At 72.3% G+C, this 25,516-nt stretch carries 26 protein-coding genes; 13 read left to right on the forward strand and 13 right to left on the reverse strand.

Annotated features, from left to right (window positions below; all coding sequences use genetic code 11):
- Nucleotides 1-6 precede the first annotated feature (6 nt).
- From FB462_RS02235 to FB462_RS02250, 4 genes are all read left to right on the forward strand, one after another.
- Entirely contained in the window at nt 7-657 is a 651-nt protein-coding gene (locus FB462_RS02235) for a GntR family transcriptional regulator (RefSeq protein WP_141859869.1), read from the forward strand.
- Nucleotides 658-825: 168 nt separating this feature from the next.
- Nucleotides 826-2,319 carry an LCP family protein gene (locus FB462_RS02240; protein WP_141859870.1) on the forward strand — a complete coding sequence of 498 codons (1,494 nt, stop codon included), beginning with the start codon at nt 826-828 and terminating at the stop codon, nt 2,317-2,319.
- 73 nt (nt 2,320-2,392) lie between these two features.
- A complete protein-coding gene (locus FB462_RS02245) occupies nt 2,393-2,971 on the forward strand; it encodes a sigma-70 family RNA polymerase sigma factor (protein WP_167509968.1) in 579 nt (192 codons plus the stop codon).
- 9 nt (nt 2,972-2,980) lie between these two features.
- The gene (locus FB462_RS02250; RefSeq protein ID WP_141859872.1) at nt 2,981-3,763 is read left to right on the forward strand and encodes an endonuclease/exonuclease/phosphatase family protein; all 783 of its coding nucleotides are present in this window, start codon (nt 2,981-2,983) and stop codon (nt 3,761-3,763) included.
- A gap of 36 nt (nt 3,764-3,799) precedes the next feature.
- Here FB462_RS02250 and FB462_RS02255 read toward each other — a convergent pair whose 3' ends face one another.
- Nucleotides 3,800-4,591 carry a hypothetical protein gene (locus FB462_RS02255; protein ID WP_141859874.1) on the reverse strand — a complete coding sequence of 264 codons (792 nt, stop codon included), beginning with the start codon at nt 4,589-4,591 and terminating at the stop codon, nt 3,800-3,802.
- Nucleotides 4,592-4,750: 159 nt separating this feature from the next.
- Between FB462_RS02255 and FB462_RS02260 the strand changes: the two genes are divergently transcribed.
- Complete coding sequence (locus tag FB462_RS02260) at nt 4,751-5,677, forward strand: SDR family oxidoreductase (protein ID WP_141859876.1); 927 nt, start codon at nt 4,751-4,753, stop codon at nt 5,675-5,677.
- A 118-nt stretch (nt 5,678-5,795) separates the two neighbouring features.
- Here FB462_RS02260 and FB462_RS02265 read toward each other — a convergent pair whose 3' ends face one another.
- Together FB462_RS02265 and FB462_RS02270 are read right to left on the reverse strand one after the other, a co-directional pair.
- On the reverse strand, nt 5,796-6,638 hold the full coding sequence (locus FB462_RS02265) for a hypothetical protein (RefSeq protein ID WP_141859878.1): 843 nt from the start codon (nt 6,636-6,638) through the stop codon (nt 5,796-5,798).
- A gap of 69 nt (nt 6,639-6,707) precedes the next feature.
- Nucleotides 6,708-7,016, reverse strand: a complete 309-nt coding sequence (locus tag FB462_RS02270) for a hypothetical protein (RefSeq protein WP_141859880.1) — start codon at nt 7,014-7,016, stop codon at nt 6,708-6,710.
- 163 nt (nt 7,017-7,179) lie between these two features.
- On the opposite strand from FB462_RS02270, the gene FB462_RS02275 reads away from it, so the two are divergent.
- Complete coding sequence (locus FB462_RS02275; RefSeq protein ID WP_167509969.1) at nt 7,180-7,857, forward strand: TetR/AcrR family transcriptional regulator; 678 nt, start codon at nt 7,180-7,182, stop codon at nt 7,855-7,857.
- A 98-nt stretch (nt 7,858-7,955) separates the two neighbouring features.
- Complete coding sequence (locus tag FB462_RS02280) at nt 7,956-8,150, forward strand: DUF2795 domain-containing protein (protein ID WP_058742616.1); 195 nt, start codon at nt 7,956-7,958, stop codon at nt 8,148-8,150.
- A 114-nt stretch (nt 8,151-8,264) separates the two neighbouring features.
- On the opposite strand, the gene FB462_RS02285 is transcribed toward FB462_RS02280, so the two are convergent.
- From FB462_RS02285 to FB462_RS02325, 9 genes are all read right to left on the reverse strand, one after another.
- The gene (locus tag FB462_RS02285; RefSeq protein WP_114850704.1) at nt 8,265-9,773 is read right to left on the reverse strand and encodes a threonine/serine exporter family protein; all 1,509 of its coding nucleotides are present in this window, start codon (nt 9,771-9,773) and stop codon (nt 8,265-8,267) included.
- A 53-nt stretch (nt 9,774-9,826) separates the two neighbouring features.
- Nucleotides 9,827-10,084 carry a hypothetical protein gene (locus FB462_RS02290; RefSeq protein ID WP_141859884.1) on the reverse strand — a complete coding sequence of 86 codons (258 nt, stop codon included), beginning with the start codon at nt 10,082-10,084 and terminating at the stop codon, nt 9,827-9,829.
- A gap of 97 nt (nt 10,085-10,181) precedes the next feature.
- The gene (locus FB462_RS02295; protein WP_058742613.1) at nt 10,182-10,622 is read right to left on the reverse strand and encodes an OsmC family peroxiredoxin; all 441 of its coding nucleotides are present in this window, start codon (nt 10,620-10,622) and stop codon (nt 10,182-10,184) included.
- A 129-nt stretch (nt 10,623-10,751) separates the two neighbouring features.
- Nucleotides 10,752-11,453 carry a GntR family transcriptional regulator gene (locus tag FB462_RS02300; protein WP_229666918.1) on the reverse strand — a complete coding sequence of 234 codons (702 nt, stop codon included), beginning with the start codon at nt 11,451-11,453 and terminating at the stop codon, nt 10,752-10,754.
- 265 nt (nt 11,454-11,718) lie between these two features.
- Nucleotides 11,719-13,383, reverse strand: a complete 1,665-nt coding sequence (locus FB462_RS02305; protein ID WP_141859886.1) for a dipeptide ABC transporter ATP-binding protein — start codon at nt 13,381-13,383, stop codon at nt 11,719-11,721.
- Nucleotides 13,367-15,286: a gamma-glutamyltransferase family protein gene (locus FB462_RS02310; protein ID WP_141859888.1), complete on the reverse strand. Its 1,920-nt coding sequence runs from the start codon at nt 15,284-15,286 to the stop codon at nt 13,367-13,369. Before FB462_RS02310 ends, FB462_RS02305 begins: the two co-directional genes overlap by 17 nt.
- A 3-nt stretch (nt 15,287-15,289) precedes the next feature.
- Nucleotides 15,290-16,165 (reverse strand): ABC transporter permease, encoded by an 876-nt coding sequence (locus FB462_RS02315; RefSeq protein ID WP_141859890.1) that lies wholly within the window; start codon nt 16,163-16,165, stop codon nt 15,290-15,292.
- Entirely contained in the window at nt 16,162-17,115 is a 954-nt protein-coding gene (locus tag FB462_RS02320; protein ID WP_141859892.1) for an ABC transporter permease, read from the reverse strand. Before FB462_RS02320 ends, FB462_RS02315 begins: the two co-directional genes overlap by 4 nt.
- Nucleotides 17,112-18,770 (reverse strand): ABC transporter substrate-binding protein, encoded by a 1,659-nt coding sequence (locus FB462_RS02325; RefSeq protein WP_141859894.1) that lies wholly within the window; start codon nt 18,768-18,770, stop codon nt 17,112-17,114. The genes FB462_RS02320 and FB462_RS02325 overlap by 4 nt, the downstream gene beginning before the upstream one ends.
- 259 nt (nt 18,771-19,029) lie before the next feature.
- On the opposite strand from FB462_RS02325, the gene FB462_RS02330 reads away from it, so the two are divergent.
- The 3 genes from FB462_RS02330 (at nt 19,030) to FB462_RS02340 (ending at nt 21,646) form a co-directional block, all read left to right on the forward strand.
- Entirely contained in the window at nt 19,030-20,124 is a 1,095-nt protein-coding gene (locus FB462_RS02330; RefSeq protein WP_141859896.1) for a type I restriction endonuclease, read from the forward strand.
- 162 nt (nt 20,125-20,286) lie between these two features.
- Nucleotides 20,287-20,955: a hypothetical protein gene (locus FB462_RS02335; protein WP_141859898.1), complete on the forward strand. Its 669-nt coding sequence runs from the start codon at nt 20,287-20,289 to the stop codon at nt 20,953-20,955.
- 67 nt (nt 20,956-21,022) lie between these two features.
- Nucleotides 21,023-21,646 carry a DNA alkylation repair protein gene (locus tag FB462_RS02340; protein WP_167509970.1) on the forward strand — a complete coding sequence of 208 codons (624 nt, stop codon included), beginning with the start codon at nt 21,023-21,025 and terminating at the stop codon, nt 21,644-21,646.
- Between the two features lie 21 nt (nt 21,647-21,667).
- On the opposite strand, the gene FB462_RS02345 is transcribed toward FB462_RS02340, so the two are convergent.
- On the reverse strand, nt 21,668-22,486 hold the full coding sequence (locus tag FB462_RS02345; protein ID WP_141859902.1) for a polysaccharide deacetylase family protein: 819 nt from the start codon (nt 22,484-22,486) through the stop codon (nt 21,668-21,670).
- A 324-nt stretch (nt 22,487-22,810) separates the two neighbouring features.
- On the opposite strand from FB462_RS02345, the gene FB462_RS02350 reads away from it, so the two are divergent.
- From FB462_RS02350 to FB462_RS02360, 3 genes are read left to right on the forward strand one after another with little or no spacing between them, the layout of a single operon-like run.
- On the forward strand, nt 22,811-24,007 hold the full coding sequence (locus FB462_RS02350) for a zinc-dependent alcohol dehydrogenase (RefSeq protein ID WP_141859905.1): 1,197 nt from the start codon (nt 22,811-22,813) through the stop codon (nt 24,005-24,007).
- A 16-nt stretch (nt 24,008-24,023) separates the two neighbouring features.
- Nucleotides 24,024-25,082: an NAD-dependent epimerase/dehydratase family protein gene (locus FB462_RS02355; RefSeq protein WP_141859907.1), complete on the forward strand. Its 1,059-nt coding sequence runs from the start codon at nt 24,024-24,026 to the stop codon at nt 25,080-25,082.
- Between the two features lie 20 nt (nt 25,083-25,102).
- Nucleotides 25,103-25,510, forward strand: coding sequence for a DUF6314 family protein (locus FB462_RS02360; protein ID WP_114850718.1), 408 nt, complete (start codon nt 25,103-25,105; stop codon nt 25,508-25,510).
- Nucleotides 25,511-25,516 lie beyond the last annotated feature (6 nt).

Raw genomic sequence — 25,516 nt, forward strand, 5'->3', positions numbered from 1 at the left:
GGTCCCATGCCCGTACCCTCCACGCAGCCGGCCGCCGAGCGGAAGCTCCTCCGCGACACCGTGCAGGACAAGATCCGTGACGCGATCATGGACGGCACGCTCGAGCCCGGCGAACGTCTGAACGACGACGACCTCATCGCCTGGCTCGGCGTCTCCCGGACCCCCATCCGCGAGGCACTGGCGGAGCTCGCCCGGGCCGGCCTCATCGAGATGGCGCCGAACCGCTACACGCGGGTCGCCGCACCGTCCAAGGACGAGATGCTCGACGCATTCCGGACGCTCGGCGTGATCTACGGCGGAGTCGTCCGGCTCGCGGTGCCGCGGTTCACGGCGGCGGAGCGGAAGAAGATCGTCGCGATGCTCGACGACGTCGCGGCCCGGATGGACGCGCAGCACCAGGCCGAGGTCGTCCGCGAGGGCTCGGACCTGTACGGGATGTGGGCCGACGCCTGCGGGAACCCGTCGCTCGCGCAGCTCTGCCGCGCGACCACGGACGGCCTCGCGTTCAAGCTGCGCGTGCCGGAGTTCGCCGAGCTCGTCCCGAACGAGGTCGTCCGGCCCGAGCTCGACGACCTGAAGGCCGCCGTCCTCGCCGAGGACCCGATCGCCGCCGAGCTGGCGATGGAGGCCATCCACCTGCTCCCGACGCGCTCCTGACGGATCGGCACCGCGACGCGGCTGCGGTCGCGGACGCGGTGCGTGCCGGACGGGAGGCACGTGGCGGCGCCGCCACGTGCCTCCCGTCCGGCCCGTCCCGGCCCCGCGCCGGGGCGAGTGTCCAGGACTCTCCCTGTCCGTTCCACGCTGTGCGGTTATGGTTTCCGGGTGAGCATCGATCCCGAGCAGACGACGCGCCGCGCCCGCCGCGGCCACGTGCCGCCGCGCCACGGGCGCCAGAAGCGCGGGGGCGGGGTCGTCCTGCCCGCCGTCGCGGGAGTGCTGGCGATGGGCCTGGTCCTCACCGGCGGGTACGCCGCGTTCGCGTACGCGAGCCTGTCCAACAACGTCACGAAGATCGACGCGATCGTCCCGAAGGCCAAGGGGGCGGACGACGTCGACGGCACCGCGCAGAACATCCTGCTCGTCGGTGACGACCACCGGCCGGACAACGCGACGCCGGAGGAGATGGCGGAGCTCAGCACCGAGTCCGACGGCGGCGCGACGAACACCGACACGATGATCGTGCTGCACATCAGCGCCGACGGGTCCCAGGCGACGATGATCTCGTTCCCGCGCGACTCGTACGTCGACATCCCGGGCGTCGGCAAGGGCAAGCTCAACAGCGCCTTCTACTACGGGACGCTCAACGGCGGTGGCGACACCGGCGGCGCGAAGCTCCTCATCCAGACGATCCAGGACCTCAGTGGCCTGACGATCGACCACTACGTGCGCGTCTCGCTGCTCGGCTTCTACCAGGTCGTCAAGGAACTCGGGCCGGTCGAGGTCTGCCTGAACCAGCCCGCCAAGGACCCGTACTCCGGGGTGGACCTGCCCGCGGGGACGTCGCAGCTCGACGCGAAGCAGGCGCTCTCCTTCGTGCGGCAGCGGCACGGACTGCCGAACGGCGACCTCGACCGCAACGTCCGCCAGCAGTACTTCCTGTCGCAGGAGGCCCGCAAGGTGCTCTCCGCCGGGACCCTGCTCAACCCCGTCAAGATGAACAACATCCTCAGCGCGGTGGGCGGCTCGGTGCAGACCGACACCGACCTCATCTCGCTCGCGACGCAGATGCGGAACCTGCGGCCGGGGAACATCCAGTCGGCGACGATCCCGACGCTCGGCACCCCCACGATCTACGTCGGCGGCTCCGCGCTGTCGATCGTCCAGGTCGACACCGTCGGCCTGCCCGCCTTCGTGCAGGGACTCGTCGGCGAGCCCGAGGAGTACACGAAGGCGACCGCGGCCGAACCCGCGGCGACGACCGTCACGGTCCTGAACGGCAGCGGTGTCACGGGTGCCGCCGCCGCCGCGGGAGAGAACCTGACAGCGCGCGGCTTCCAGGTCGGCGCCCCGGGGTCCTCCGACGAGACGAAGACCACCCAGGTGCAGTACCCGGCGGGCCAGGAGGCGCAGGCGAAGGCCGTCGCCGCGGTCGTGCCCGGTGCCGTCGCGGTGCGCTCGACGAAGGTGACCGGCGTGACGCTCGTGCTCGGGTCCGACGGCAAGACCGTGTCCGCCCCGGCCGCCCCCGCGTCGCCGGACGCCGGCTCGTCCGAACCCGCTGCGCCGGAGTCGTCGTCCTCGTCGGAGTCGTCGGAGCCGTCGCCGTCGTCGACCGACGTGAAGTCGTACGGCAAGGAAGGCGTCTGCATCAACTGAGTGCTGCCCGGCAGGGTGCTGTGACGGTGCCCGTCGATTGGCGCTCGCACCGACCGGCATGTGGAATGTCACGGTGCGAGCGCAACTGCAGACGAACCGGGACGAAGAACGTGCGTGGCTCCTTGCGGCCGCCAAGGGTGACCGGCTCGCGTTCGGCCGGTTGTACGGTCGGCTCCGACCACTCGTCGAGCGGTGGGTGCGACTCGTGGTGGTCGACCCGTGGCAGTCCGAGGAGGTCGTGCAGGACGTCTTCCTCGAGGTGTGGCAGATCGCCGGACGGTACGACCCCCGGCACACTGCGGTCGCGTGGATCCGGACCATCGCCCAGCGGCGGGCGATCGACCGGGTGCGGTCGAGCCAGGCCGATCGGCAGCGTGACCTGCGCATCGGGGCGCGGCACCTCGAGCTCGTCGACCACGCGTCGCTCGAGCGGGCCGAGGGGGTGCTCGACCGGGCGGCCCTCCGCGACGCCGTCCGGTCGCTGCCGGACCGACAGCGCGAGGCGGTCGTGCTCCGCCACCTGGTCGAGCTGAGCGGCCCGGAGCTCGCGGACCGGCTCGGGGTCCCGCTCGGGACCGCGAAGAGCCGCGCGCGCGACGGCGTCTCGGCGCTCCGGCGTTCCCTGGCGCACCGGGCAGGACCGCCTCGGTAGGTTCGTGCCGTGACCTCCGCCGCGCGCCCGATCACCCTGATGACCTACAACGTGAAGAACCCGGACCCGGCCCACGACTGGCCGGCCCGACTGCCGCTGGTCCTCGAGGTCATCCGGCGGCACGACCCCGACGTGCTGTGCGTGCAGGAGGCCTTCGACCACCAGATGGACGACCTGCGAGCCGGTCTGCCGGACCACGGCGACGTCGGGCAGGGGCGCGAGGGCGGAACCGCGGGGGAGCACGCCGCCGTGTTCTTCCGCTGTGACCGACTCCGCCCGGTGGACGAGGGCACGTTCTGGCTGTCGGACACCCCCGACGAGCCGGTGTCGAACACGTGGAGCAGCCTGTACCCGCGGGTGGCGAACCACGCCCGGTTCCTCGACGTCGACGGGTCGTCCTTCACGCTCCTGACCTCGCACTTCGACCACGAGGAGAACGCGCACGGCGACGACGTCCGACGGCGCAGCGCCGCGCTGGTCGTAGAGCGGCTCCACGCGGTCGACGGACCGGTCGTGTTCGCCGGTGACTGCAACGAACCGGCGGGCGACGGCGCCGCCTGGCAGGTCTTCGTGGACGCCGGGTACCGCGACGCCTGGCTCGACGCCGGGGACCCGGCCGACCGGACGGCGACGTACAACAATTGGCAGGCGCCGGTGGACTCCGGGGAGCGCATCGACTGGGTGTTCACGCGCGGGGTGAGCGCGGTGGACCGGGTCGTGATCGACCACGACGGGCCCGAGACCTGGGCGGCGAGCGACCACTTCCCGGTGGTCGCGACGATCCGGGTCTGACCCGGGGCGATCAGCCCGAGGGCTGGCGCTCGGCGGTCAGCAGGAGCGCTGCGCGTGCACCGGCATCGGGGAGCCGAGCACGCTCACGACGGTGCCGTTCGTCAGGGCGGAGACCCCGTTCGAGCCCGCGTCGTCGGCATCACCGCTGGCCGTGGTGTCGTCGTCCGCTGCGGTCTCGTCGCCGGTGTCGGCGTCGTCGTCCGTCGTCGGTGCCCATCCGGGTTCGAGCAGGAGCTGCCAGGCACGGGAGTCGCCCGAGCCGAAGGACACCTTGTCGGAGCGCGGCGCAGCGCGGAGTTCGTCCCCGATGTCGTCACCGACCTGGACCCCGTCGGGGCCGGACAGGGCGACCGGGTCGCCGGACCGCGAGCGGACGGTGTCCTTGAGCACGCGGATCTCGACGGCGTTGCCCGCCGCGGCCGGGGTCGTCATGGCCGCGACGCGCAGGGCACCGCCCCACGTGTAGGTGGTCCCGGACGGGAAGCACGCGCCGCCCGAGCCGATCGCGGTCTGCGTCCGCGCGGGGGTGCCGAGCAACCGGTTCAGCAGGTCCACCGTCGACCGCGAGTCGCGCATGGACACGTCGGCGACGGTCTTGTCCCCGCTGCGGAACACGAGGGACTCCGCGTCGAGCTCGACGGCGTCGACGCGCCGGAGCTTGGCCGTGGAGACGTCGACGGACGGCGTCGCGGACGGTGTGCCGTCACCCGGGAGCTCCGCCGCGGCGGCGGTCGGCACCCCGCCGAGCTGGCTCGGGCCGACGCCCAGCGAACCCGCCGTGACGGCGAGCGCGGCAGCGCCAAGCGCGAGCAGGGTCCGGGGAGTCACCAGCCGACCGTACGACGCCCGACCGGACAGAACGACAGGTGTTACCGAATCGCGTCCTCGTCGTCATGCGTTCGTGACATTCGGGGATGTGTCACGGAACCGCCACGGGGGACACCCCGCTGGACGGGCCCGGGTCCGGTCGTGCGTACCGTCGCCCCCATGACGGAGCAGCAGGGCGGCCGGACGGGTCGCGACCAGTACACGATGCAGGACCCCACGAAGCTCTACGCCGACAAGAAGCCGGACGAGCAGTACCTCCCGGGCGCCGGGACCGACGAGGAGATGGCGCAGAACGTCCCCGCGGACCACGGCGAGGACACCTACCGCGGCTCCGGGCGGCTCGAGGGGCGCAAGGCGCTCGTCACCGGCGGCGACTCGGGCATCGGAGCGGCGGTCGCGATCGCCTTCGCCCGCGAGGGTGCGGACGTCGCGATCGTGTACCTGCCCGAGGAGCAGGAGGACGCCGACCGCATCGTCGGGCTCATCGAGGACGCCGGGCGCACGGCCGTGGCCATCCCGGGCGACATCACGGAACTGGCGTTCTGCGAGGAGCTCGTGCAGCGGGCCGTTGACGGCCTGGGCGGTCTCGACATCCTGGTGAACAACGCCGGCAAGCAGCAGAACGTCGACGACATCACGAAGATCTCGGACGAGGAGTTCGACGAGACCTTCAAGACGAACGCCTACGCCACGTTCCGCATCACCAAGGCCGCGGTGCCGCACCTGCAGCCCGGCTCCACGATCATCAACACGACGTCGATCCAGGCGTACGCCCCCTCGCCGCACCTCGTGCACTACGCCGCGACGAAGGCGACCGTGAACAACATGGCGAAGGGGCTCGCCGCACAGCTCGCGCCGAAGGGCATCCGTGTGAACGCGGTCGCTCCCGGGCCGATCTGGACCCCGCTGCAGCCCGCCGGTGGACAGCCGCCGGAGGCCCTGCCGTCCGCCGGTGAGCAGACGTACCTCGGCCGCTGGGGGCAGCCGGCCGAGCTCGCGCCGGCCTTCGTGTTCCTGGCGAGCGGCGAGTCGTCCTACGTCGTGGGCGAGACGCTGCACGTCGACGGTGGCATGCCCACGCCCTGACCCCGGGGTCGAGACACCACGACGGACACCGCGGCGGCGGTGGCCGTCGTCGTGCACGGTGGTCGTCGTGCTCGGTCGTCGTGCCCGGTGGTCGCGTGCCCGGTGATCGCTGCTCGGGTCAGGCGTCGACCAGGGTGCCCGACCGCCGCCGGGACGCGTCGTGCACCGCCGTGACGTCGGCTCGTCCGCGCTGCCAGGCGTCGAGGGCGAACGCGAGCACGCGGGCGTCGGCGAGGGCGTCCTCGTCCGGCTCCCCGACCGAGGTGGCCGCCACCCGGAGCCGGACCCAGAGCTCGCCGGCGTCGATCGGCTCCTCGGAGTCGGGCCCACTGTCCGCCTGCTCATCGGGGTGGGCGGACCCGAGGGGCACGACAGGGACCCCGAGGGACGACGCGACGACGGCCGCGGTGCCGTCGGCCGACGCCAGCACGGAGCACGAGCGCATCCGCGACGCCGTCGCGCCCGTGTCACCGTCGTGGACGACGAGGGCCACCGGCAGGTCCGAGATCCGTCGGACCGCCCGCAGGAGCGCGTGGGACAGTCGGCCGTCCCGGGGGTCGAGCTGCAGGACGAGGATGCCGTGCGCGTCGGACTCCCCGGCCGTCGCGGCGAGGGCGGCGGCGAGGGCCTCGACGACCACGGGCAGGCCCGTCCGGACGACCACGCCCACGCTGCGCTCCGCGCCCGGGGCGTCGACGGGGTGCGCGGCGCTCCACAGGTGCACGAGCGAGGCGGCCGGCACGACGTCGGCCGCGCTCGCCCCGCTCGCGGCCGGACGGTCGCTGAGGACCAGGCGCTCGCTGCCGAACAGGCGCAGGCGGTCCCGGATGCGCAGCGGCGACGGGGTGTCGAGCGTGTCCGGGACGAGCGAGCGCCAGGTGGCGAGCAGGACGTCCCGCGCGAAGGCGGAGCGCTTCGGGTCGATGTCGGTCAGGAAGCGACGGGCGGACGGTCGGGGCACGGGATCTCCTCGGGTCGGAACGCCCCATTCTCGATCAGTCGTATGTGAAGTGCAAGATGCTCAATGCGATCACTCCGATGCCATCCGCTCCAGGAGCTCCCGCGCCGACATCGCCGCCGTGAGCTCGACCTCGACCGGGTTGATCCCGACCGCGCGCTCGAAGGCCCGTCGACGTGCCTGGTCGGCGATCGGGACCTCGGGGCGCTGCGGGAGCCGGGCGATGGCGTCGGCCGCCGCCGCGAACGCACCGGTCGGTGCACCGAGCTGCTGCCACATCGTCCGGACGTCGTGGGCCACCTGCTCGGCGTCGCTCCCGAACTCGAAGCCCGCCGACGCCATGGTCGCCAGTCCCTGTGCGACGGGGTCCTCCGGGGTCATCCCGGCATCGTCGCACGTCCCGTCCCCGAGCGCAGTGCACGTGGTGTAGGTCGATCCCTTGTCCCCCGACATGCCGACACCCGTTACGGGGATTCTGGTGGCCCCCGTGCAGGCGCTTGGATGGGGGTGCGGACAGGACGTCCGCGGCACGACGGAGGGCATGATGCTCGAACACACCAGTGCGGACACGCAGGCGGCTGCCGCTGCGGCCGCGACCCTGCACCTGCGGATCACGATCGTGGGTGCGACCGTCGACCTGCTCCGCGACGTCCCCTTCCACGAGGCGCACGTCGGGCTCGTCGCCGAGCGCCTCGACATCTCGGTCGCGGAGCTCCGACAGCACTTCCCGTCGTGGGACGGTCTCGTGCTCGCGGCGCTGGACCGCTGGAACGGCGCCCGCATGGACGAGGTCACGCGCGAGGTCGGCGACGGCTCGACGGTGGACCTGCTCCGCGCGATCGTCGCCTCGAACGCCGAGGACCCCGCGCTCATGCGACTCCTCGTCGCCCTGCTCTCCGTCGCGGGCAACCCCGCCCACCCGATGGCGACCTACCTGCGGTCCCGCTACCAGCTCTTCTACTCGCAGATCAAGCGGGGCCTGGAGCACGACGTCGCCGTGGGTCGGGCGCCGCACACGATGGACCCGCGTCGCGGAGCCGAGCAGCTGATCGCCCTGTACGAGGGACTGCAGCTCCAGGCGCTCCTCCGCGCCGAACTCGACCTGGCGGCGGCGTTCGACCGGGCCGTCGCGCGGCTCGAGCGTGGCTGGATGGAGCGGTACGAGCCGGCGGCGGCGCAGCGCTTCTCGGCGTGGAGCGACGGCGGCAGCTGGGAGATCTGAGCCGACGAGTGCGCGCCTCGGCCGCTGGACGCACTGGCCGGCAGGGCGCCGAGGGGCGGCCGGGTAGTCAGTGGGTCTCGCGAACGAAGGAGATCGACATGGCAGCACCGAACCCGATCCAGGTCCAGAAGTACCTCAGCGGCATCGACTACCCGGCCTCGAAGGACGACATCGTCTCGAAGGCCGAGCAGGAGGGTGCCGACGGCGACGTGCTCGAGGCGCTGCGGGGCATCCCGGACGGCGACTACGACGCCCCCACCGCGGTGTCGAAGGCCGTCTCGGACGCGGGCTGAGGCGCGCCGAGTCCCGGCGTGGGCGACGAGTCCCGCGGCCCCGTGCCCGGGACTCGTCGCCCAGCCCGAGGCTCGGGGCAGCGCAGCCGCCGGCAGCGACCGTCGCCGCGCGCATCAGCGCGGCCGCGACCCCCGCGGCACGCTCCCGTTGCCGGGGTCGTACCCGGTGTCCCGCAGGACCGGGATCGCCGTCGTGTCGTTGTGGACCGAGTGCACGGTCACCCGTCGGGCCCGCCGCAGTGCACGCCGTGCTCCCGGGGTCGCCACGAGTCCGCCGAGCACCAGGCCCGCGCCGATCCCGAGCGCGACCGACACCGCCGCCACGAAGTCGAGCGCGGCCCCGGACGAGCCGGACATGAAGTTGAGCAGCGCATTCGACACCGCGACACCGGGCAGCAGCGCCCCGCAGAACGCCGGCACGGCGATCGCCGCCACCGCTGTGCGCATCCTGGCCGCCGCGATCGTGGACAGGACGCCGAGCAGCACCGACGCGACGAACGTGGCGCCGAGGAGCGGCATCCCGAGGTGCCGGAGTTCCCACAGGAACGCCCCGGCGGCGACCGAGAACACCACCGCGACGGGGATCACCCGCGCGCTGGCCTGCTGCACGAAGCAGTTCGCCGCCGCGGACACCACCGTCAAGGACAGGGACGCCCAGAGCGGCAGCGGTCGGAGCACGATCCCGGACGGGTCGACCTCGATGCTCAGCCAGTGCAGCACCGCGATGCCGGCCGGCACCCCGACGACGATCGCGGCGATGACGAGCACGATGTAGAACGCCCGGGCGACGGCCATCGCCCGGAAGCCGGAGATGGCGTCCTGCGCCCAGGTGACGAGCGACACGTGCGGCAGGAGCAGCACGACGAGCGCGGCGACCATGGTGGCTGCCCCCGTCGGGGTGAGCACGTCGCCGAAGATCGCGAGGGTGCCGAGGGCCGAGGCGACGGCCGCCTGGGCACCGGAGACGAAGAACTGCGGGAAGCCCCGGCCGGTCAGCCAGCGACCGGACAGGATGATCCCGAGCATCAGGACGAAGGCGCCGAGGCCAGCTCGCCACCCACCGCCCGCCTGCATCGCGATCGAGGTCCCGAGGACCGACAGACCGACGTCCGCCAACCACGACGGCCACCGCGGCGCCAGGCGGAGCACCGCGACGAGGGCGCTCACCGCCGAGGTCATGTCCCGCTCGCCGTGCACGAGGTCGTCCACGATCTGGTTGGCGCGGGCCAGTCGGTCGAGGTCGGAGCCGTCCGACTGCACGGTCCGCACCTTCACCAGGGGCGGGTGTTCGGTCGGCGCGTACTGGATCGTCACCGAGCTGCCGGAGAAGTCGAGGTCGAGGGGTGCGAGGTTCCACTTCGTCGACACCGCGACGACGGCGGTCTCCACGCTGCGCGTGTCGGCCCCCGACGCGAGCATCACCTCGGCCAGGTCGAGGCAGAAGTCGACGATCTGGACCGGCGAGTACTGCTCGCGAGAGCGCGTGTCCGGCGTCACGTCCTCGTAGATGGTGCCGCGCAGCCGGGCGCGCGCGTCGCGGATGTCGTGCTGGGCGAGCTTGCGCACGCGGGGCCGCGGCGGACGCGGGGGCCGTGGGACACCGGGGAGGAACTGCTCGGCCATCCCGCCATGGTGCCAGCCGTCGGCCGCCGAGTCCGGACGTCGGCTGGACGCGGTCAGGGGCGGCGCTGTGCGCTCAGCCGGCCCACCACGAACGCGACGACCACCGCACCGACCGCGACGAGCGCCTGGCCGGCGCGTTCCTGCCACGGGTGCTGGTCCGGGACGAAGGTCGTGTCGGAGAGCGGCGCGTACGCGAACCAGCCGGCGGTCGGGTGCGTGGCCGTCGCGATCAGCAGGATCCCCACCAGGACGGCCGCCAGGCCGGCCCAGCCGGCGATGCGGGTGGGTGACGACACGAGACGACGGAGCACGCGACCCAGCGTATGCAGCAGACGGACGGGAGGCACGGTGCCAGCTGGCACCGTGCCTCCCGTCCGTCACTCGGTGACGTCCCGTGGGACGTGACCGCTACTGCTCGAAGGTCGCCTTGAGCTCGATGTCGACGCCGGTGAGCGCCTTGCTGACCGGGCAGGTCGCCTTGGCCTCGTCGGCGGCCTTGAGGAAGGCGGCCTCGTCGATGCCGGAGACCTCGCCGTTGACGGTCAGGACGATGCCGGTGAGCTTGAAGCCGCCGGCGCTGTCCGGGCCGAGCGAGACGTCGGCCTTGACGTCGAGGGCCTCGACGGTGCCGCCGGCCTCGCCGAGGATCGCGGAGAACTGCATCGCGTAGCAGGCGGAGTGCGCTGCGGCGATGAGCTCCTCGGGGCTGGTGGTGCCACCGGCCTCGTCCGCGGCGCGCTTCGGGAAGGAGACGTCGTAGGTGCCGACCTTGGAGCTGGAGAGCTCGACCTGACCGGAGCCGTCGTTCAGGCCGCCGTTCCAGGCGGTGCGTGCGGTGCGCGTGGGCATTCGCGTTCCTTTCGTGTGGGGGACGGACCCGACCGGGACCGCCGAAGCCGAGTCAATCGGAGAACGATCGTTCTCGCAACCGGCTCTCGGCAAGTGCGCAGGCGAACGCGCAGAACGGACCGGGGCCGTTCAGGCGACGGGCGGCACCGCACGCAGCGCGTCGGCCTGCGCCGGCGAGGTCCGCGCCGCGTACCCGATCCGGCTCTCGCGGACGTGCCACGCCATGCGCTCGGCGGCCTGGTCGACGTCTCCCGCGTCGATCGACGCCAGGATCCGGCGGTGGTCCGGCCACAGGCGCTTGCCACGGGACGAGGTGTCGAGCGCGTAGAGCCACTCGATCTTCCGGGACAGCTGGCGCAGGAGCGTCGCGAGCGTGCTGCTGCCGGACAGCTCGGCGACGAGCAGGTGGAAGCGCTCGTTCAGGTCGACGAGCAGGTCGAGCTCGTCGCGCGCCACGGCGGCGTCCCCGGCGTCGAGGACCTCGCCGAGCTCCCGGCGGACCCGCCACCAGTCCTCGGGCGGGGACGGTGCGTCGAACAGGGTGCGGGCGCGCGTGGCGGCGCGGCGGGCGGTGGCGGTCTCGAGGGACTCCCGGACGGCGAACAGGTCGTCGGCCTCGTCGAAGGGGATGTCGGCGATCCGGGAGCCCGCGTTCGGGCGGGACACCACGAAGCCCTCGCCCTCGAGGCCGCGCAGGGCCTCGCGCACGGGCACCCGGGAGACGCCGTGGCGCTCCGCGAGGAACGCCTCGGTCACCCGGGTCCCGGGCTGCAGCGCACCGGACACGATGTCGTGGCGGATGGCGTCGATGACGCTCGTCCCGTTCAGCACGGGGCCGATCGTCTCACACGGCCGTCTCGGCGAGGCTCCGACGCCCGCGGACCGGGCATCGCGTCGAGCAGGTCCGTCACACGGCTGTCTCGGCGAGGCTCCGACGCCCGCGGACCGGGCATCGCGTCGAGCAGGTCCGTCACACGGCCGCCTCGGCGAGGCGCCGACGCCCGCGGACCGAGCATCGCGTCGAGCAGGTCCGTCACACGGCCGCCTCGGCGAGGCTCCGACGCCCGCGGACCGAGCATCGCGTCGAGCAGGTCCGTCACACGGCCGCCTCGGCGAGGCTCCGACCCGGGATCGCGTCGAGCAGGTCCCGCGTGTACTGCTCCTGCGGGTCGTCGAACACCGCGGCCACCGAGCCGCGTTCGACGACCTTCCCCCGTCGCATCACCACGACGTCGTCCGCGATCCGACGAACCACCCCGAGGTCGTGCGTGATGAACAGGTAGCTCAGCCCGAGCCGGTCCTGCAGGTCGTCGAGGAGCGTCAGGATCTGCTCCTGCACGAGCACGTCGAGCGCGGAGACCGCCTCGTCAAGGATGATCAGTTCCGGCTCGAGGGCCAGCGCCCGGGCGATCGCGACGCGCTGCCGCTGCCCGCCGGAGAGCTCGTTCGGTCGGAGCTGCGCGACCTCGCGGGGCAGGGCAACCTGGTCGAGGAGCGTCGCCACCCGCTCGGCCCGGGACGCCCGGTCCCCGACCCCGAACACGCGGAGGGGCTCGTCGATGATCCGCTCGATGGTCGACGTCGGGTCGAGCGACCCGTACGGGTCCTGGAACACCGGCTGCACGCGACGTCGGACGGCCCGACGCTCCCGCCCCCGGGCGGCGCCGATCGACAGGCCGTCGACGAGCGCCGTGCCGGACGTCGGGGTCTCGAGCCCGAGGACGATCCGCGCGACCGTGGTCTTGCCGGACCCGGACTCGCCGACCACCGCGGTGGTGGTGCCCCGGCGGACCGTGAACGACACCCCGTCGCTCGCCCGCAGGGTGCCGGCGCCACGGCCGGGCAGCCGGTACTCCTTCACCAGGTCGGACACGACGAGGATCGGTTCCCCCGGGGCGGTCGGCTCCGGCGCGACCCCCGACAGCGCCGGGGCGGCCGCGATGAGCCGCTTCGTGTACTCGTGCTGCGGGTCGCGGAGGATCGCCGCGGGGGCGCCCTGCTCGACGACCTCGCCGTCGAGCATCACCACGATGCGGTCGGTCCGGTCCGCCGCGACGCCGAGGTCGTGCGTCACGAACAGCAGCGTGGTGCCGTGCTGGTCCACCAGGGTCTGGAGGTGGTCGAGGATCTGCCGCTGCACCGTCACGTCGAGGGCGCTCGTCGGTTCGTCGGCGATGAGGAGCTCCGGCTGTCGGGCGAGCGCGACCGCGATGAGGATGCGCTGCCGCATGCCGCCGGAGAACTCGTGCGGGAACTGGTCCGCGCGGCGGGCGGCCTCGGGGATGCCGGCCTCGGTCATGAGCTCGACCACGCGGCGACGGACCGCGGCCCGTCCGCGCAGCCCGCCGGCACGGAGCGCGTCGGCGATCTGCGCACCGACCCGCATCGACGGGTTCAGGTTCGTCGACGGGTCCTGCGGCACCAGGCCGATCCGACCGCCGCGGATCCGCCGCATGAGCGGCTCGTCTGCGTGCGCGATGTCGTCGTCGCCGAGCGTGATCGCCCCGCCGGTGATGTGCCCGGCGCCCGGCAGCAACCGGAGGAGCGCCGCGATGAGCGTCGACTTGCCCGAGCCGGACTGTCCGACGATCGCGACGCGCTCGCCGCGGCGGACGTCGAGGTCGACGCCGTGCAGGACCTCGCGGTCCCCGAACGCGACGCGCAGGTCGCGCACGGAGAGCAGGTGGTCGGCTCCGGTTCCGGACGGGAGGCGCGGTGCGGCCCCGGTGGTCGTCGTCACGTTCTCAGCGTCCTGCGGCATAGCCCTGTGCTCCTCGGGGGTTGGCGGCGGCGCCCAGGACGCCGGTGTCGGGGTCGCGCGTGACGCACGACAGGCGGCCGAGCGACCAGTCGCCGGCGCGGGTGACGACGTGGCCGAGCTCCTCGAGCCCGGCGATCACGTCGTCGCCGAGGCGGTCCTCGACGACCAGGCCGCCGGGGGTCCAGGTGCGCGGCCAGAACGAGCCCGGGAAGGACGTCGTGTGCAGCGCGGGGGCGTCGATCGCCTGCTGCGGGGACCAGCCGCCGACGATCGTGCGGAGCAGGAAGAGCAGCTGCCACTGGTCCTGCTGGTCGCCGCCGGGGGAGCCCATCGCCACGACCGGCTCGCCGTCCTTGAGCACGAGCGTCGGCGTGAGCGTCGTGCGCGGTCGGGCGCCGGGGGTCAGCGTGGACGCCGTGCCCTCCTCGAGCCAGGTCATCTGCAGGCGGGTGCCGAGGCAGAACCCGAGCCCGGGGATCGTCGGGGACGACTGCAGCCAGCCGCCGGACGGGGTCGCGCTGACGATGTTGCCCCAGCGGTCGACGACGTCGATGTGGCACGTGTCGCCGCGCGTCTCGCCGGTCGCCATCACGATCGGTTCGCCGCGGTCCTCGTGCACCGGGTCGTCCTCGGCCGGGGCCACGACCGGAGTCTCGACCGGAGCCTCGCCGCGGGCGCCCGGGACGGTCGGCTCGCCGACGCCGGCGACCGGCTCGCCACGCGGCGTGTAGGTCTCGCGGAGCGGGGGCGCGACGCCGCCGGGGACGGACACGGCACCCGGTCGGAACGCGTGCGAGGCGCGGTCGCCGATCAGGGCCCGGCGCTCGTCGGAGTAGGCGTCGGACAGCAGCTCGGCCATCGGGACGTCGCGCTCGCCGTAGTGCACCTCGCGGTCGGCCAGGGCGAGCTTCTGCGCCTCGACGATGGTGTGCGCACCGAGGACGGTGGACGGGTCGAGGCGTTCGTCGTCGAGCGGCTCGAGCAGGCGCAGGGTCTGCAGGAGCGCCGGACCCTGCCCCCAGGGTCCGGTCTTCGCGATCGTGTGCCCGCGGAACTCCGCGGTGGTCGCCGGCTCGGTGGACGCCCGGAAGGCCGCCATGTCGGCGGCGGTGATGACGCCGGCGTGGTCCGTGCCGGACGCGTGCCGGTGCGGGGTGCGGACGAACGCGTCGACCGCCTGCGCGACGACCCCCTCGGCCCACTCGGTGCGCGCCGCCTCGATCCGGGCGACGCGTGCGTCGCCCGCTGCGTCGGTGTCGACACCGGACCCGGCCTGCACGAGCCGGTCGAGGACGCCGGCCCATGCCTCGTTGCGCACGACGGTCCCGGGGACCGGCACCGTGCCTCCCGGCAGCCACTGCGTGGCGGAGGTGGGCCAGTGGTCACGGAACAGGTCCTGGACCGTCGCGATCGTGGCGACCACCCGCGGGGCGACCGGGTGGCCGTCGCGGGCGTAGCCGACGGCGGGGGCGAGCACGTCGGCGAGCTCCCACGTGCCGTGCTCGGCGAGGAGCAGCAGCCACGCGTCGACGGCACCGGGCACGGCGGCCGCGAGGGCCCCCGATCCCGGCACCAGGTCGAGCCCCTCGGAGCGGAGATGCTCCGGGGTCGCGCCGGCGGGGGCCGGTCCCTGGCCCATCAGCACCGTCGGGGTCTTGTCGGACGCGGTCGCGAACACGGCGGTGACGTCACCGCCGGGGCCGTTCAGGTGCGGCTCGACGACGTGCAGGACGAACGCGCCGGCGACGGCCGCGTCGAAGGCGTTGCCGCCGCGTTCCAGGACCGACTGGGCCGTCGCGGTCGCGATCCAGTGCGTCGCGGCGGCCATGCCGAACGTGCCCTGCAGGTCCGGCCGGGTGGTCTCGGTCGGCGGTGCGGTGAAGGCGGGGTTGGTGGTGCGCATGCGTTACTTCCGGTCCGAGGCGGTGGGGTCGAGGGCGTCGCGCAGGGCGTCGCCGAACAGGTTGAAGCCGAGGCAGACGACGGCGATCGCGACGCCGGGCACGACCGCGGCCCACGGCGCCTGGCCGAGGTACTGCTGCGCGTCCGAGAGCATGATGCCGAGGCTCGGGGTGGGCGGCTGGATGCCGAGGCCGAGGAAGGACAGCAGGGCCTCGCCGATGACCGCGACCGGCATGATCACGGTGGCCTGCACGATGATCGCCGAGACGCAGTTCGGCAGGACGTGCTGCAGGATGATCCGCGCGCCGCCCGCGTCGAGCGTCTTCGCGCTCGTCACGAAGTCGGCGCTCGTGATCCGGAGCGTCTCGCCGCGGACGATGCGGATCATCGCCGGGACGTGCGAGATGCCGATGGCGATCACCGCGTTCGTCAGGCTCGGTCCGCTGATCGCGGCCAGTCCGACCGCGATGATGAGGAACGGGAAGGCGAGTGCGACGTCCGTCAGACGGCTGATGATCGCGTCGAGCCAGCGCCAGTACCCGGCGAGCAGCCCGAGCGGGGTGCCGACGACGACCGCGAGCAGGACCGACAGGACGCCCACGACGAGCGAGACCTGGATGCCGTACAGCGTGCGGGAGAGGATGTCGCGCCCGAGGTCGTCGGTGCCCAGGCCGAAGCCGACGGTGAACGGCACCTGGAACGGCAGGTCGAAGTGCGTCGTGGTGGGGTCGTACGGGGCGACGAGCGGGGCGGTGACCCCGGCGAGGACGACGACGGCGAGCATGATGCCGCCGGTCATGCCGAGGCGGTTCGTCCGGACCTGCTTCCAGACGCGACCGCGGCTCGACCCGAGGTCGAACGGCGCTGTGATGGTGGTCATGCGGTGCCCCCCACGCGGATCTTCGGGTTGATGACGGAGTACAGGACGTCCACGGCGAAGTTGATGAGGACGTAGCCGAGGGTGATCACGAGGACGACGGCCTGGATGACCGGGTAGTCGCGGGTGAAGACGGCGTCGAGCGTGAGCTTGCCGAAGCCCGGCAGCGCGAAGATGCGCTCCGTGACGACCGCGCCGGAGATGAGCCCGCCGAGCTGCAGGCCGACGATCGTCACGACGACGATCATCGAGTTGCGCAGTCCGTACCGGAACAGCACGCGCGGGCGGCTGAGGCCCTTCGCGCGGGCGGTGCGGACGAAGTCGGTCTTCATCGTCTCGATCATCGAGGCACGGGTCTGCCGCATGATCACGGCGGCGAGCGAGGTCCCGAGGATCAGGGCCGGCAGCGTCAGGTGGTGCAGGGCGCCGAGGGGGTCGCTCGTCACCGGGACGTAGCCGGACGCCGGGAACCAGCCGAGCCCCGCGGCGAGCCACACGATCGCCAGGATCCCGAGCCAGAAGTTCGGGACGCTCAGGCCGACGAGCGCGGCAGCGTTCGCCATCCACTCGGGCCAACGGCCGCGGTACCGCTCGGCGAGGGTGCCGAGGGCGACCCCGACGACGACCGCCACGACGATCGCGTACAGCGCGAGCCACAGCGTGACCGGCAGGGTCGAGCCGAGCAGCTCGGTGACGGGCGTCCCCGTGCGCGTCGACTGGCCGAAGTCGCCCTGCAGCGCGTTGACCACGAAGCGCCAGTACTGCACGAGCAGGGAGTCGTCGAGGCCGAGGTCCGCGCGGACCGCCGCGAGCCGCTCGGGACTCGCCTCTTCCCCGGCGAGGGCCAGGGCGGGGTCGCCCGGCAGCTGCCGGACCCCGAAGAACACGACGACCGAGGCGAGGGCGAGCGTGAGCGCCGCCTGCCAGAGTCGGGTCACGACGTACCGGATCACTTGCTGCCGCCTTCCACGAACGCCGCCTGGCTGAGTCGGACCACGCCGTCGGCGTAGGTGGAGACCCCGGCGACGTCCGTGCTGACGCCCGTGATGCTCCGGGTCCGGTAGAGGTAGATGATCGGGTCGTCCTGCTGCACCTTCGTCACGAGCTGCCCGTACAGGTCGGCGCGCTCCTGCTGGTCGGTGGCCTGGGCCGCGCGGCTGATCAGGTCGTCGACGTCGGGGTCGCTGTACCCGGGGTAGTTGTTGCCGCCGCCGGTGCCGAGGAACGAGCCGATGTTGCCGTGCGGGTCCACTCGGCCGGACCAGCCGAGCTGGAGCGCCTGGAAGTCACCGCGGGTCTGGTCGTCGAGCAGGGTCGTGTACTCGACCGGCGTGATCGTGATCGCGAAGCCGCCGGCACGGGCCTGGGCCTGCAGTGCCTGGGCGAACCGCACGGTGTCGGGGGTGTTCGTCACCTCCATCTCGATCGGGAACGGTTGCTCGACGCCGGCCTGCTCGAGGAGCTGCTTCGCCCGCTCGGGGTCGTACTCCGGGCACGTCTTGCTCGCGTCCGTCGCGAACACGCTCGAGTCCGGGATCGGCGAGCACGCGACGTCTGCCCACCCGCGGAACACGCTCTGCACGAGTTCGGCACGGTTGATCGACATCGACAGGGCCTGCCGGACCGTCCGCTGCGTGGCGAGCGGGGTGTCGAGCGGCTTCGGGTCCGTGCCGACGCCGTCCTGGTTGGCCAGGTTGATCGTGATGCCCTGGTAGCCGAGCGACCCGGTGCGCAGGACGCTGAGGTCCTTCCGCCGCATGAGCTCGTCGACGTCCTGGGTCGAGATCGAGTCGGCCACCTGCACGTCGCCGGACTTCAGGTTCTGCGCGCGGATGCTCGCGTCCGTGATGATCCGGTAGGTGATCCGGTCGAAGTGCGCGCTCGCCGGGTCGTGGTACTGCGGGTCGCGCTCGACCGTGATGGACGTCTGCGGGACGCGCTCGACGAACTTGTACGGGCCGATGCAGACCGGGTGGTCGCCGAACCCGTCGCCCTCCTGTTCCAGCGCGGTCGGCGACATCACCATGCCCGCACGGTCCGCGAGCGCGGCGGTGATCGGGGCGAAGGGCGTCGCGTAGCGGATCCGGACGGTGTGGTCGTCGACCGCGTCGATGCTCGACACCGGACCCATCTCGCTCTTCCGGCTCGAGTCGTCCTTCGTCAGGTTGCGCTCGAGCGTCGTCACGACAGCGTCCGCGTCGAACGGGGTGCCGTCGGCGAAGCGGTACCCGGTGTGCACCGGGAACGTGACGGTCTTCCCACCGTCCGACACCGTGGGCAGCGCCGTGGCGAGCATCGGGACGACCGTGCCCTCGGCGTCGATGTCGTACAGCTTCTGGCACATCGTCTCCATGACGTACCGGGTGTACAGCGACGACGAGGTGGTCGGGTCGAGTCGGTCCGGCTCGGCGGAGAGCGCCATGACGAGGTCACCGCCCTCGCGGACCTGCTGGTCGCCGATCGGGACGGTCGTGACGGTGCCGGCGGTCGCGCCGCCGGCCTTCGAGCGTTGGACCGGGACGCAGGCGGTGAGGGCGAGCGTGGCGGCCAGGGCGACGGCGGGCACGGCGAGCAGTGTCCGGCGGCGTCGGGGGGAGGTCTGGGACATCGTGTTCCTGGAGCTGCGGTGTGCGTGGCGACTCTTGTGGAGTCACGCTCAGGAGTGCGGTGATTGCATACAATCACGGATCGTCGCTCGCTTTTGTATACGTGACGTTTCGAGCTTGTAACGCTGCGCCTATGCCGCTTGGACTCGTCCTCCGGCACCTCGCTCCGAGGTCTGCGGTGTCCCTCGCTCTGGGGCTCGGTGAGAACCCCTCGAGTTGACGACCGGTCACTTATCCTGAGTGTGAGGACAGGAGTGAACGATGGAGTTCGAAGAGCGTCTCGCTGCGTTGGCCACGAAGGTGCACAACCAACGCCAGGCGATCCAGACCGAGGAGGCCACGAAGAACGCGTTCGTGATGCCCTTCATCTCGACGATCCTCGGGTACGACGTGTTCAACCCCCTCGAAGTCGTTCCGGAGTTCACGGCGGACGTCGGCGTGAAGCGTGGGGAGAAGGTCGACTATGCGATCATGCGCGACGGTGAGGTGCAGATCCTCATCGAGTGCAAGAAGTCCACGGAGCCGCTCAAGATCGAGCATGCATCCCAGCTCTTCCGGTACTTCTCCGTCACGAACGCACGCATCGCCGTGTTGACCAACGGCGAGGTCTACAACTTCTACACGGATCTCGACGCACCGAACAAGATGGACGACCGACCGTTCCTCGTGCTCGACCTAGCCGACATCGACGAGACACTCCTGCCGGAGCTCAGCAAGCTCACGAAGGACGTGTTCGACCTCGATTCGGTGATCAGCGCGGCCGAGGAACTCAAGTACGTCGGCGCGCTGAAGCGTGCCATCGCCGTACAGTTCCGGGAGCCCGAGGAGGACTTCGTCCGACTCTTCGCGTCGCGTGTCTACGAGGGGCGCTTCACCCAGGAGGCGCGCAGCCAGTTCACGACGCTCGTCGCCAAGGCCTCGAAGCAATTCCTCAACGAACAGGTCAACGACCGTCTGAAGACGGCGCTCGGTGCCTCCTACACGGCGCCGATCGAGCAAGCTACTTCCGTCGAGGCGCTCTCGAGCGAGCTGGTGGTGGAAGAGGACATAGATCGAGACACCGAGATCGAGACCACGCCCGAGGAACTCGAGGGCTATCAGATCGTCAAGGCCATCGCCTGCAGCGAGGTCAAGCCCGAGCGCATCGTGCACCGGGATCAGAAGTCGTACTTCGCCATTCTGCTCGACAACAACAACCGCAAGCCGATCGCGCGCCTCTGGTTCAACGGGAAGAAGCAGAAGTACATCGGGTTGTTCGACGAGGACAAAGTCGAGACGCGACACCCGATTGAGTCGCTCGAGGACATCTACCTGCACGCGGATGCCCTCCGGGTGTCCGTGTCACGCTTGCGCTGAAGTGAAGGCGGTTCACGAACCCTCCGGCCGGGTGTCCCCCCCGACGAGGTGGAAGACGAGCTCCGGGCAGGTTCCGGGCGTTGAGGCTGGGCCGGTTGCGGCGCACGACTCTTCCATTCGAGGAGCACTGTTCGGGATGTGGCGTCAGGTGGCGCAGTGCCCGTGGCGGCCAAGTTCTCGTGCTTCTCCGGCTCCGCCCACGCGCTCGTGCCGCATGGTGCGCCGCGCAGATCGACGGACAGCTCCGCACCTGTGGCGGGCGTGTACGAGCACATCCATGGTCTGACGGGTGTCCCGGTGCCCGAGTCGCGACGGTCGGCCGTCGACTCCGCTCCGACCGGACAGTCGCGAACGCAGTACGCCTACGGCGCTCCTGTGGGCGGTGTCGTCGGCCTTCGTGCTCTCGCTTTGCAGGTCGGTGCCGACGAGCACTTCGGCCGTCGCGAGAAGATCCGGTTCGGCGGCATCGATCACTGGTGGCATGAGCTGGCCTTCGCTCCCACCGGGAACGCGTTCAGCGCGCTGACGGCATCCATCGAGACTCAGGTCACGAAGCACCGCGCGTACTACGTGGAGGGGCTGGCGAAGTACAACGCGTACCCGGTGGCTGAAGGGAAACGCTTGGAGCTGACGCTTCTGGACGCGTCCGGACGAAGCGACGATGCGATCAGCGTGTTCATGCCGAACTCGCACCACCTGGGAGCGCTCACGTCGGCTGTGGCGGCTGGCACACCATTTGCGCTGTTCTCGTCCGAAGCATTCGTGAAGAACACCGGACGTGCGGCACTCAGCTTGGCGGATGACTCCCAGCTGCTGCCCCTGTCCGGCTGATCTGCGCCTGACGGACCCGGCCGTTCCTCGTGTCGGACGATCCATGGCGACGAGTACCGTGGCGGTGATGCAGACATGCGACGCCGAGGCGGTCCTCGCCGCCCTCGCGCGGACCCCGGGGGACGTGGCGGCGGCGCGGCGGGTCGCCCGGCAGTTCGCGGACCTCGACGCGGGGGAGCGGTCCGCCCTGCTCTGGAGCGAGGACCCCGGCGCGCGGCTCGTCGCGGTGGTGCTCCTCGTGCAGGCGATGCGGGCGCGGCCGGACGCCGAGCTGACGGACGAGTTCCTCGCCGCGGCGAAGGCGGAGCGCTTCGACGACACCACGCTCGTCGACCTCGCGGCGGAGGAGCTCGTCGGTGCGCCGCTCGTCGGCGGTTCGACCGGCCCGTTGTTCGCGCTCGTGAAGTCCGACGTGGCGATGGTGCGCCGGATCGCGGTCGTGGCGACCCTGGCGTTCGCGAAGCAGGGCGACGCCGAGGTCCCGCTCGGGATCGTCGGGCGGCTCGTCCGCGAGCGCAGCGACACCGTGCAGTCGGCGCTCGGGTGGGTCCTGCGCGAGACCGGCAAGCGGGCCTCCGAGCCGGCGCTCGTGGCGTTCCTCGAGCGGCACGGGCGGTTCCTGACCCCGGCGGCACGGGCGACCGCGACCGAGCACCTGCCCCCAACCGAGCGCGACCGGCTGCGCGCCTGACCTGTTCGCGCGGGGCCGGAGTCAGTGGGAGAACACGTCGTCGAGCGTGTAGGTCGCCAGGCCGCGCTGCTCGAGCAGGGCGTGGAGCCTCGGCAGCGCGCCGATGGTGCCGGGGTGGTTGGCGTGCCCGATGACGATGTGCGCCGGCTGGAACCACTGCTCCGCGAAGCCGACGATCTGGTCCGAGGTGATGTCCCCGGAGTCCGCGAGCGTCCCGTACCAGAGCAGCGGGGTGGTGTAGCCGACGGCCGCCGCCGCCCGGTCGACCCGGGCGTCGTGGTAGCCGAACGGCGGCCGGAAGTACGGCTTCGCGTCGACGCCGTAGGTGTCCTGGATGAAGGCGTGGTTCCGCGTCAGCTGGTCCTGGACCGCCTGGTCGCCGAGCTTCGTCAGGGCGGGGTGATCCCACGTGTGGTTCCCGAGCTGCACCTGCCCGGAGGCGACGAGCGGCCGCAGCAGGTCGGCGTGCTCGGTCCACGCGGGCCGCGCGCCGTTGACGAAGAAGGTCAGGCGCGTGCCGGTCTCGGCCGCGAACCGGGCGTACGCGGCGACGACGTCCGACGATGCCCCGTCGTCCACCGTCCACGCGATCCCGGGTGTCCCCGCTGGCAGACCCGTCACGGTCCCCCGGGGCAGCGGCACCTTCGTCAGTGCCGGACGGGTCGGTGTCGGTGTCGGTGTCGGTGTGGGCGTGCCCGTGGGTGTCCGGGTGGCTGTCGGCGTCGGGGTCGCGCTCGTCGCCCGCCGGGGCGGCTGGGAGGAACACGCGGCGAGCGCCCCGGCGGCGAGGAGCGCTCCGGCCCCGGTGAGCAGGCTGCGGCGCGTGGTGCGGTGGTCCATCGGAGCCAGCGTGGCGGGTGGGCGGCACCGGGCGCATCGGCGGACGGGCGGAGACCGACTGGCCGATCGGCCACGTTCGAGCCCATCGCGCCTGTGATCGGAGGCGGATCCGCGCGTCGGGTGGCGGAAGGAACGGCTTCCGACGCGCGGATCGGTCTCTCACGCGCGGATCGGCATCCGATGCGCGGATCGGTCTCCCACGCGCGGATCGGGCAGGGCGCGCGGGCGGGGCTGGGAACGCGCCACGGGGCGGGCGGGTACCGACGAGGGGGAGACGAGCCGTGCCTCCCGGCCGGCCCGACGCGACCACGAGAGGAACGCGACGTGCGCGCACTGACATGGCAGGGCACCGAGAAGGTGTCCGTCGAGACCGTCCCCGACCCGACCATCCAGGAGCCGACCGACGCGATCGTGCGGATCACGTCGACCGCCATCTGCGGCTCCGACCTGCACCTGTACCGGGTGCTCGGCCCGTACATCGACAAGGGCGACGTCCTCGGGCACGAGCCCATGGGCATCGTGGAGGAGGTCGGCTCCGCCGTCACGAACCTGAAGGTCGGCGACCGGGTCGTCGTCCCGTTCAACATCTCGTGCGGCCACTGCTGGATGTGCCGCCACGGCTTCCAGTCGCAGTGCGAGACGACGCAGGTCAAGGAGTACGGCACCGGCGCCTCGCTCTTCGGCTACACGAAGATGTACGGCCAGGTCCCCGGCGGGCAGGCCGAGTACCTGCGGGTGCCGCACGCCGACTACGGCCCGATCAAGGTGCCGGACAGCGGTGCCGACGACCAGTGGCTGTTCATGAGCGACATCATCCCGACCGCCTGGCAGGCCGTGCAGTACGCGGACGTGCCCGAGGGCGGGACGCTCGCGGTGCTCGGCCTGGGCCCCGTGGGGCAGTTCGCCGCGCGGATCGGCAAGCACCTCGGCTACCGGGTGCTCGCCGTCGACCCCGAGCAGGTCCGCCGCGACCTCGGGGCGAAGCACGGCATCGAGGTGTTCGACCTGTCCGACGACGTCGTGCCGCAGCTCGTCGACCTCACCGACGGCCGCGGGCCGGACGGCGTGGTCGACGCGGTCGGCATGGAGGCGCACGGCAACCCCGTCGCCGGGTTCGCCCAGCGCGCGGCCGGCCTGCTGCCGGACAAGCTCGCGCAGAAGGCGATCGAGACCGCGGGCGTCGACCGGCTGGCGGCGGTGCACGCGGCGATCGACCTCGTCCGGCGCGGTGGCACGGTGTCGCTGTCCGGCGTGTACGGCGGGATGGCCGACCCGATGCCGATGATGACCCTGTTCGACAAGCAGATCACGATCCGCGAGGGACAGTGCAACGTCCGCCGCTGGGTCGACGACCTGATGCCGCTCGTGTCCGACCCATCGGACCCCCTCGGCACGCTCGACCTGACCACGCACCGGGTGTCGCTCGAGGACGCCCCGCACATGTACTCGGTCTTCCAGAAGAAGGAGGACGGCTGCATCAAGGTCGTCCTCGACCCGTCGCTCGCGCCCGCGGCGGCGTGACGGTCGGGCACCGCTGATGCGCGTCGTCGTGGTCGGGGCGACCGGGAACGTCGGGACCGCCGTGCTGAGGCGGCTCGCGGCGGCTCGGCTCGCCGGTGACGGCCGGGCCGGCTCCGACGAGGGGCTGCAGGTCGTCGGGGTCGCTCGACGGCTGCCCGACGCCCGGGTCGCACCGTACGACGTCGCGGTCTGGCACGCCGTCGACGTCGGTGGCGACGGTGCCGTCGCGGAGCTCGCCGCCGTGTTCCGCGGGGCCGACGCCGTCGTGCACCTGGCGTGGGCGCTCCAGCCGACGCACGACATCCCCGCGCAGCACCGGACCAACGTCCGGGGCACGGCGAACGTGCTCGCCGCCGTGGCCCGGGCCGGGGTCCAGCAGGTCGTCGTGGCCTCCTCGGTCGGGGCGTACCGCGGGGTCAACGTGGACGGCAAGCGGACGCCGGTGGACGAGTCCTTCCCCACGACCGGCATCCCGACGGCGACGTACTCGGTGCACAAGGCCGAGAACGAACGGGCACTGGACACGTTCGAGCGCGAGCACCCGGACGTGGTCGTGACACGACTCCGGCCCGGGTTGGTGTTCCAGCGGTCGGTGGCCGCGGAGCTCCGGGGGCTGTTCCTCGGGCACCTCGTCCCGATGTCGGTCGTGCGTGCGGCCCGGTTCGCGGTCCTGCCGTTGCCGCTGCCGTTCGTGTTCCAGGCCGTGCACGCCGACGACCTCGCCGACGCGTTCTGGCGGGCGATCGACCGGCGGGCCGCCGGCGCGTTCAACATCGCGGCGTCGCCGGTGCTCACCCCGCCGCGGATGGCCCGGGCCGCCGGGATGCTCGGCGCGGTGCGGATCCCGCTCCGCCTGCTGCGCGGGGTCGTCACGCTGACCTGGCGGCTCCGGCTCCAGCCGACGGACGCCGGGTGGCTCGACATCGCAGCCGGCGTGCCGGTCATGCAGACCGACCGCGCCCGGAACGAGCTCGGGTGGGCGCCGCAGCACACGGCGGAGGACGCCCTGCGGGAACTCGTCGGCGGCTTCGCCGACGGCGCCCGTGTGCCCGCGTCCGGACCCCTGCGCGGGTGAGCGCCGCGTAGCCTGAGGGGGTGCTGCTGCCGACGGACTTGCTCGGGGACTGGGACCTCGCACGGACCGTGGACGACCGCGCCGCCGGTGTCCGCGGCATCGTCACCGGCCGCACCACGCTCTCGCTCACCGGTCCGGACGAGGTGCGCTGGGACGAGTCCGGCGTGATGCGGTTCGGCGGTCGGGAGACCCCGGTGTCCCGGACGCTGCTCGTCCGCCGCGGCGCCGACGCGCACTGGAGCGTGCACTTCATCGACGGCCGGGTCTTCCACGACTGGGTGTGGGGCGCGGCGGTCGAGCACGCCTGCGCGCCGGACGACTACACCGGCGTGCTCACGGGCGACGCCCGACGGTGGACGGTGCGCTGGCAGGCCCGGGGTCCCGCGAAGGACTACCGGCTCGACAGCGTGCTGACCCCGGCGGCGTGACCCGGG

It is taken from the genome of Curtobacterium citreum (genome assembly GCF_006715175.1).
Lineage (GTDB): Bacteria > Actinomycetota > Actinomycetes > Actinomycetales > Microbacteriaceae > Curtobacterium > Curtobacterium citreum.

Coding starts and splice junctions, on each gene's coding strand:
- FB462_RS02305 (WP_141859886.1), bottom strand. CDS start 13,383: ATGCCGCAGGACGCTGAGAACGTGACGACGACCACCGGGGCCGCACCG.
- FB462_RS02345 (WP_141859902.1), bottom strand. CDS start 22,486: ATGGACCACCGCACCACGCGCCGCAGCCTGCTCACCGGGGCCGGAGCG.
- FB462_RS02285 (WP_114850704.1), bottom strand. CDS start 9,773: ATGGCCGAGCAGTTCCTCCCCGGTGTCCCACGGCCCCCGCGTCCGCCG.
- FB462_RS02270 (WP_141859880.1), bottom strand. CDS start 7,016: ATGACCCCGGAGGACCCCGTCGCACAGGGACTGGCGACCATGGCGTCG.
- FB462_RS02280 (WP_058742616.1), top strand. CDS start 7,956: ATGGCAGCACCGAACCCGATCCAGGTCCAGAAGTACCTCAGCGGCATC.
- FB462_RS02325 (WP_141859894.1), bottom strand. CDS start 18,770: ATGTCCCAGACCTCCCCCCGACGCCGCCGGACACTGCTCGCCGTGCCC.
- FB462_RS02275 (WP_167509969.1), top strand. CDS start 7,180: ATGCTCGAACACACCAGTGCGGACACGCAGGCGGCTGCCGCTGCGGCC.
- FB462_RS02315 (WP_141859890.1), bottom strand. CDS start 16,165: ATGACCACCATCACAGCGCCGTTCGACCTCGGGTCGAGCCGCGGTCGC.
- FB462_RS02260 (WP_141859876.1), top strand. CDS start 4,751: ATGACGGAGCAGCAGGGCGGCCGGACGGGTCGCGACCAGTACACGATG.
- FB462_RS02235 (WP_141859869.1), top strand. CDS start 7: ATGCCCGTACCCTCCACGCAGCCGGCCGCCGAGCGGAAGCTCCTCCGC.
- FB462_RS02310 (WP_141859888.1), bottom strand. CDS start 15,286: ATGCGCACCACCAACCCCGCCTTCACCGCACCGCCGACCGAGACCACC.
- FB462_RS02355 (WP_141859907.1), top strand. CDS start 24,024: ATGCGCGTCGTCGTGGTCGGGGCGACCGGGAACGTCGGGACCGCCGTG.
- FB462_RS02295 (WP_058742613.1), bottom strand. CDS start 10,622: ATGCCCACGCGCACCGCACGCACCGCCTGGAACGGCGGCCTGAACGAC.
- FB462_RS02340 (WP_167509970.1), top strand. CDS start 21,023: ATGCAGACATGCGACGCCGAGGCGGTCCTCGCCGCCCTCGCGCGGACC.
- FB462_RS02330 (WP_141859896.1), top strand. CDS start 19,030: ATGGAGTTCGAAGAGCGTCTCGCTGCGTTGGCCACGAAGGTGCACAAC.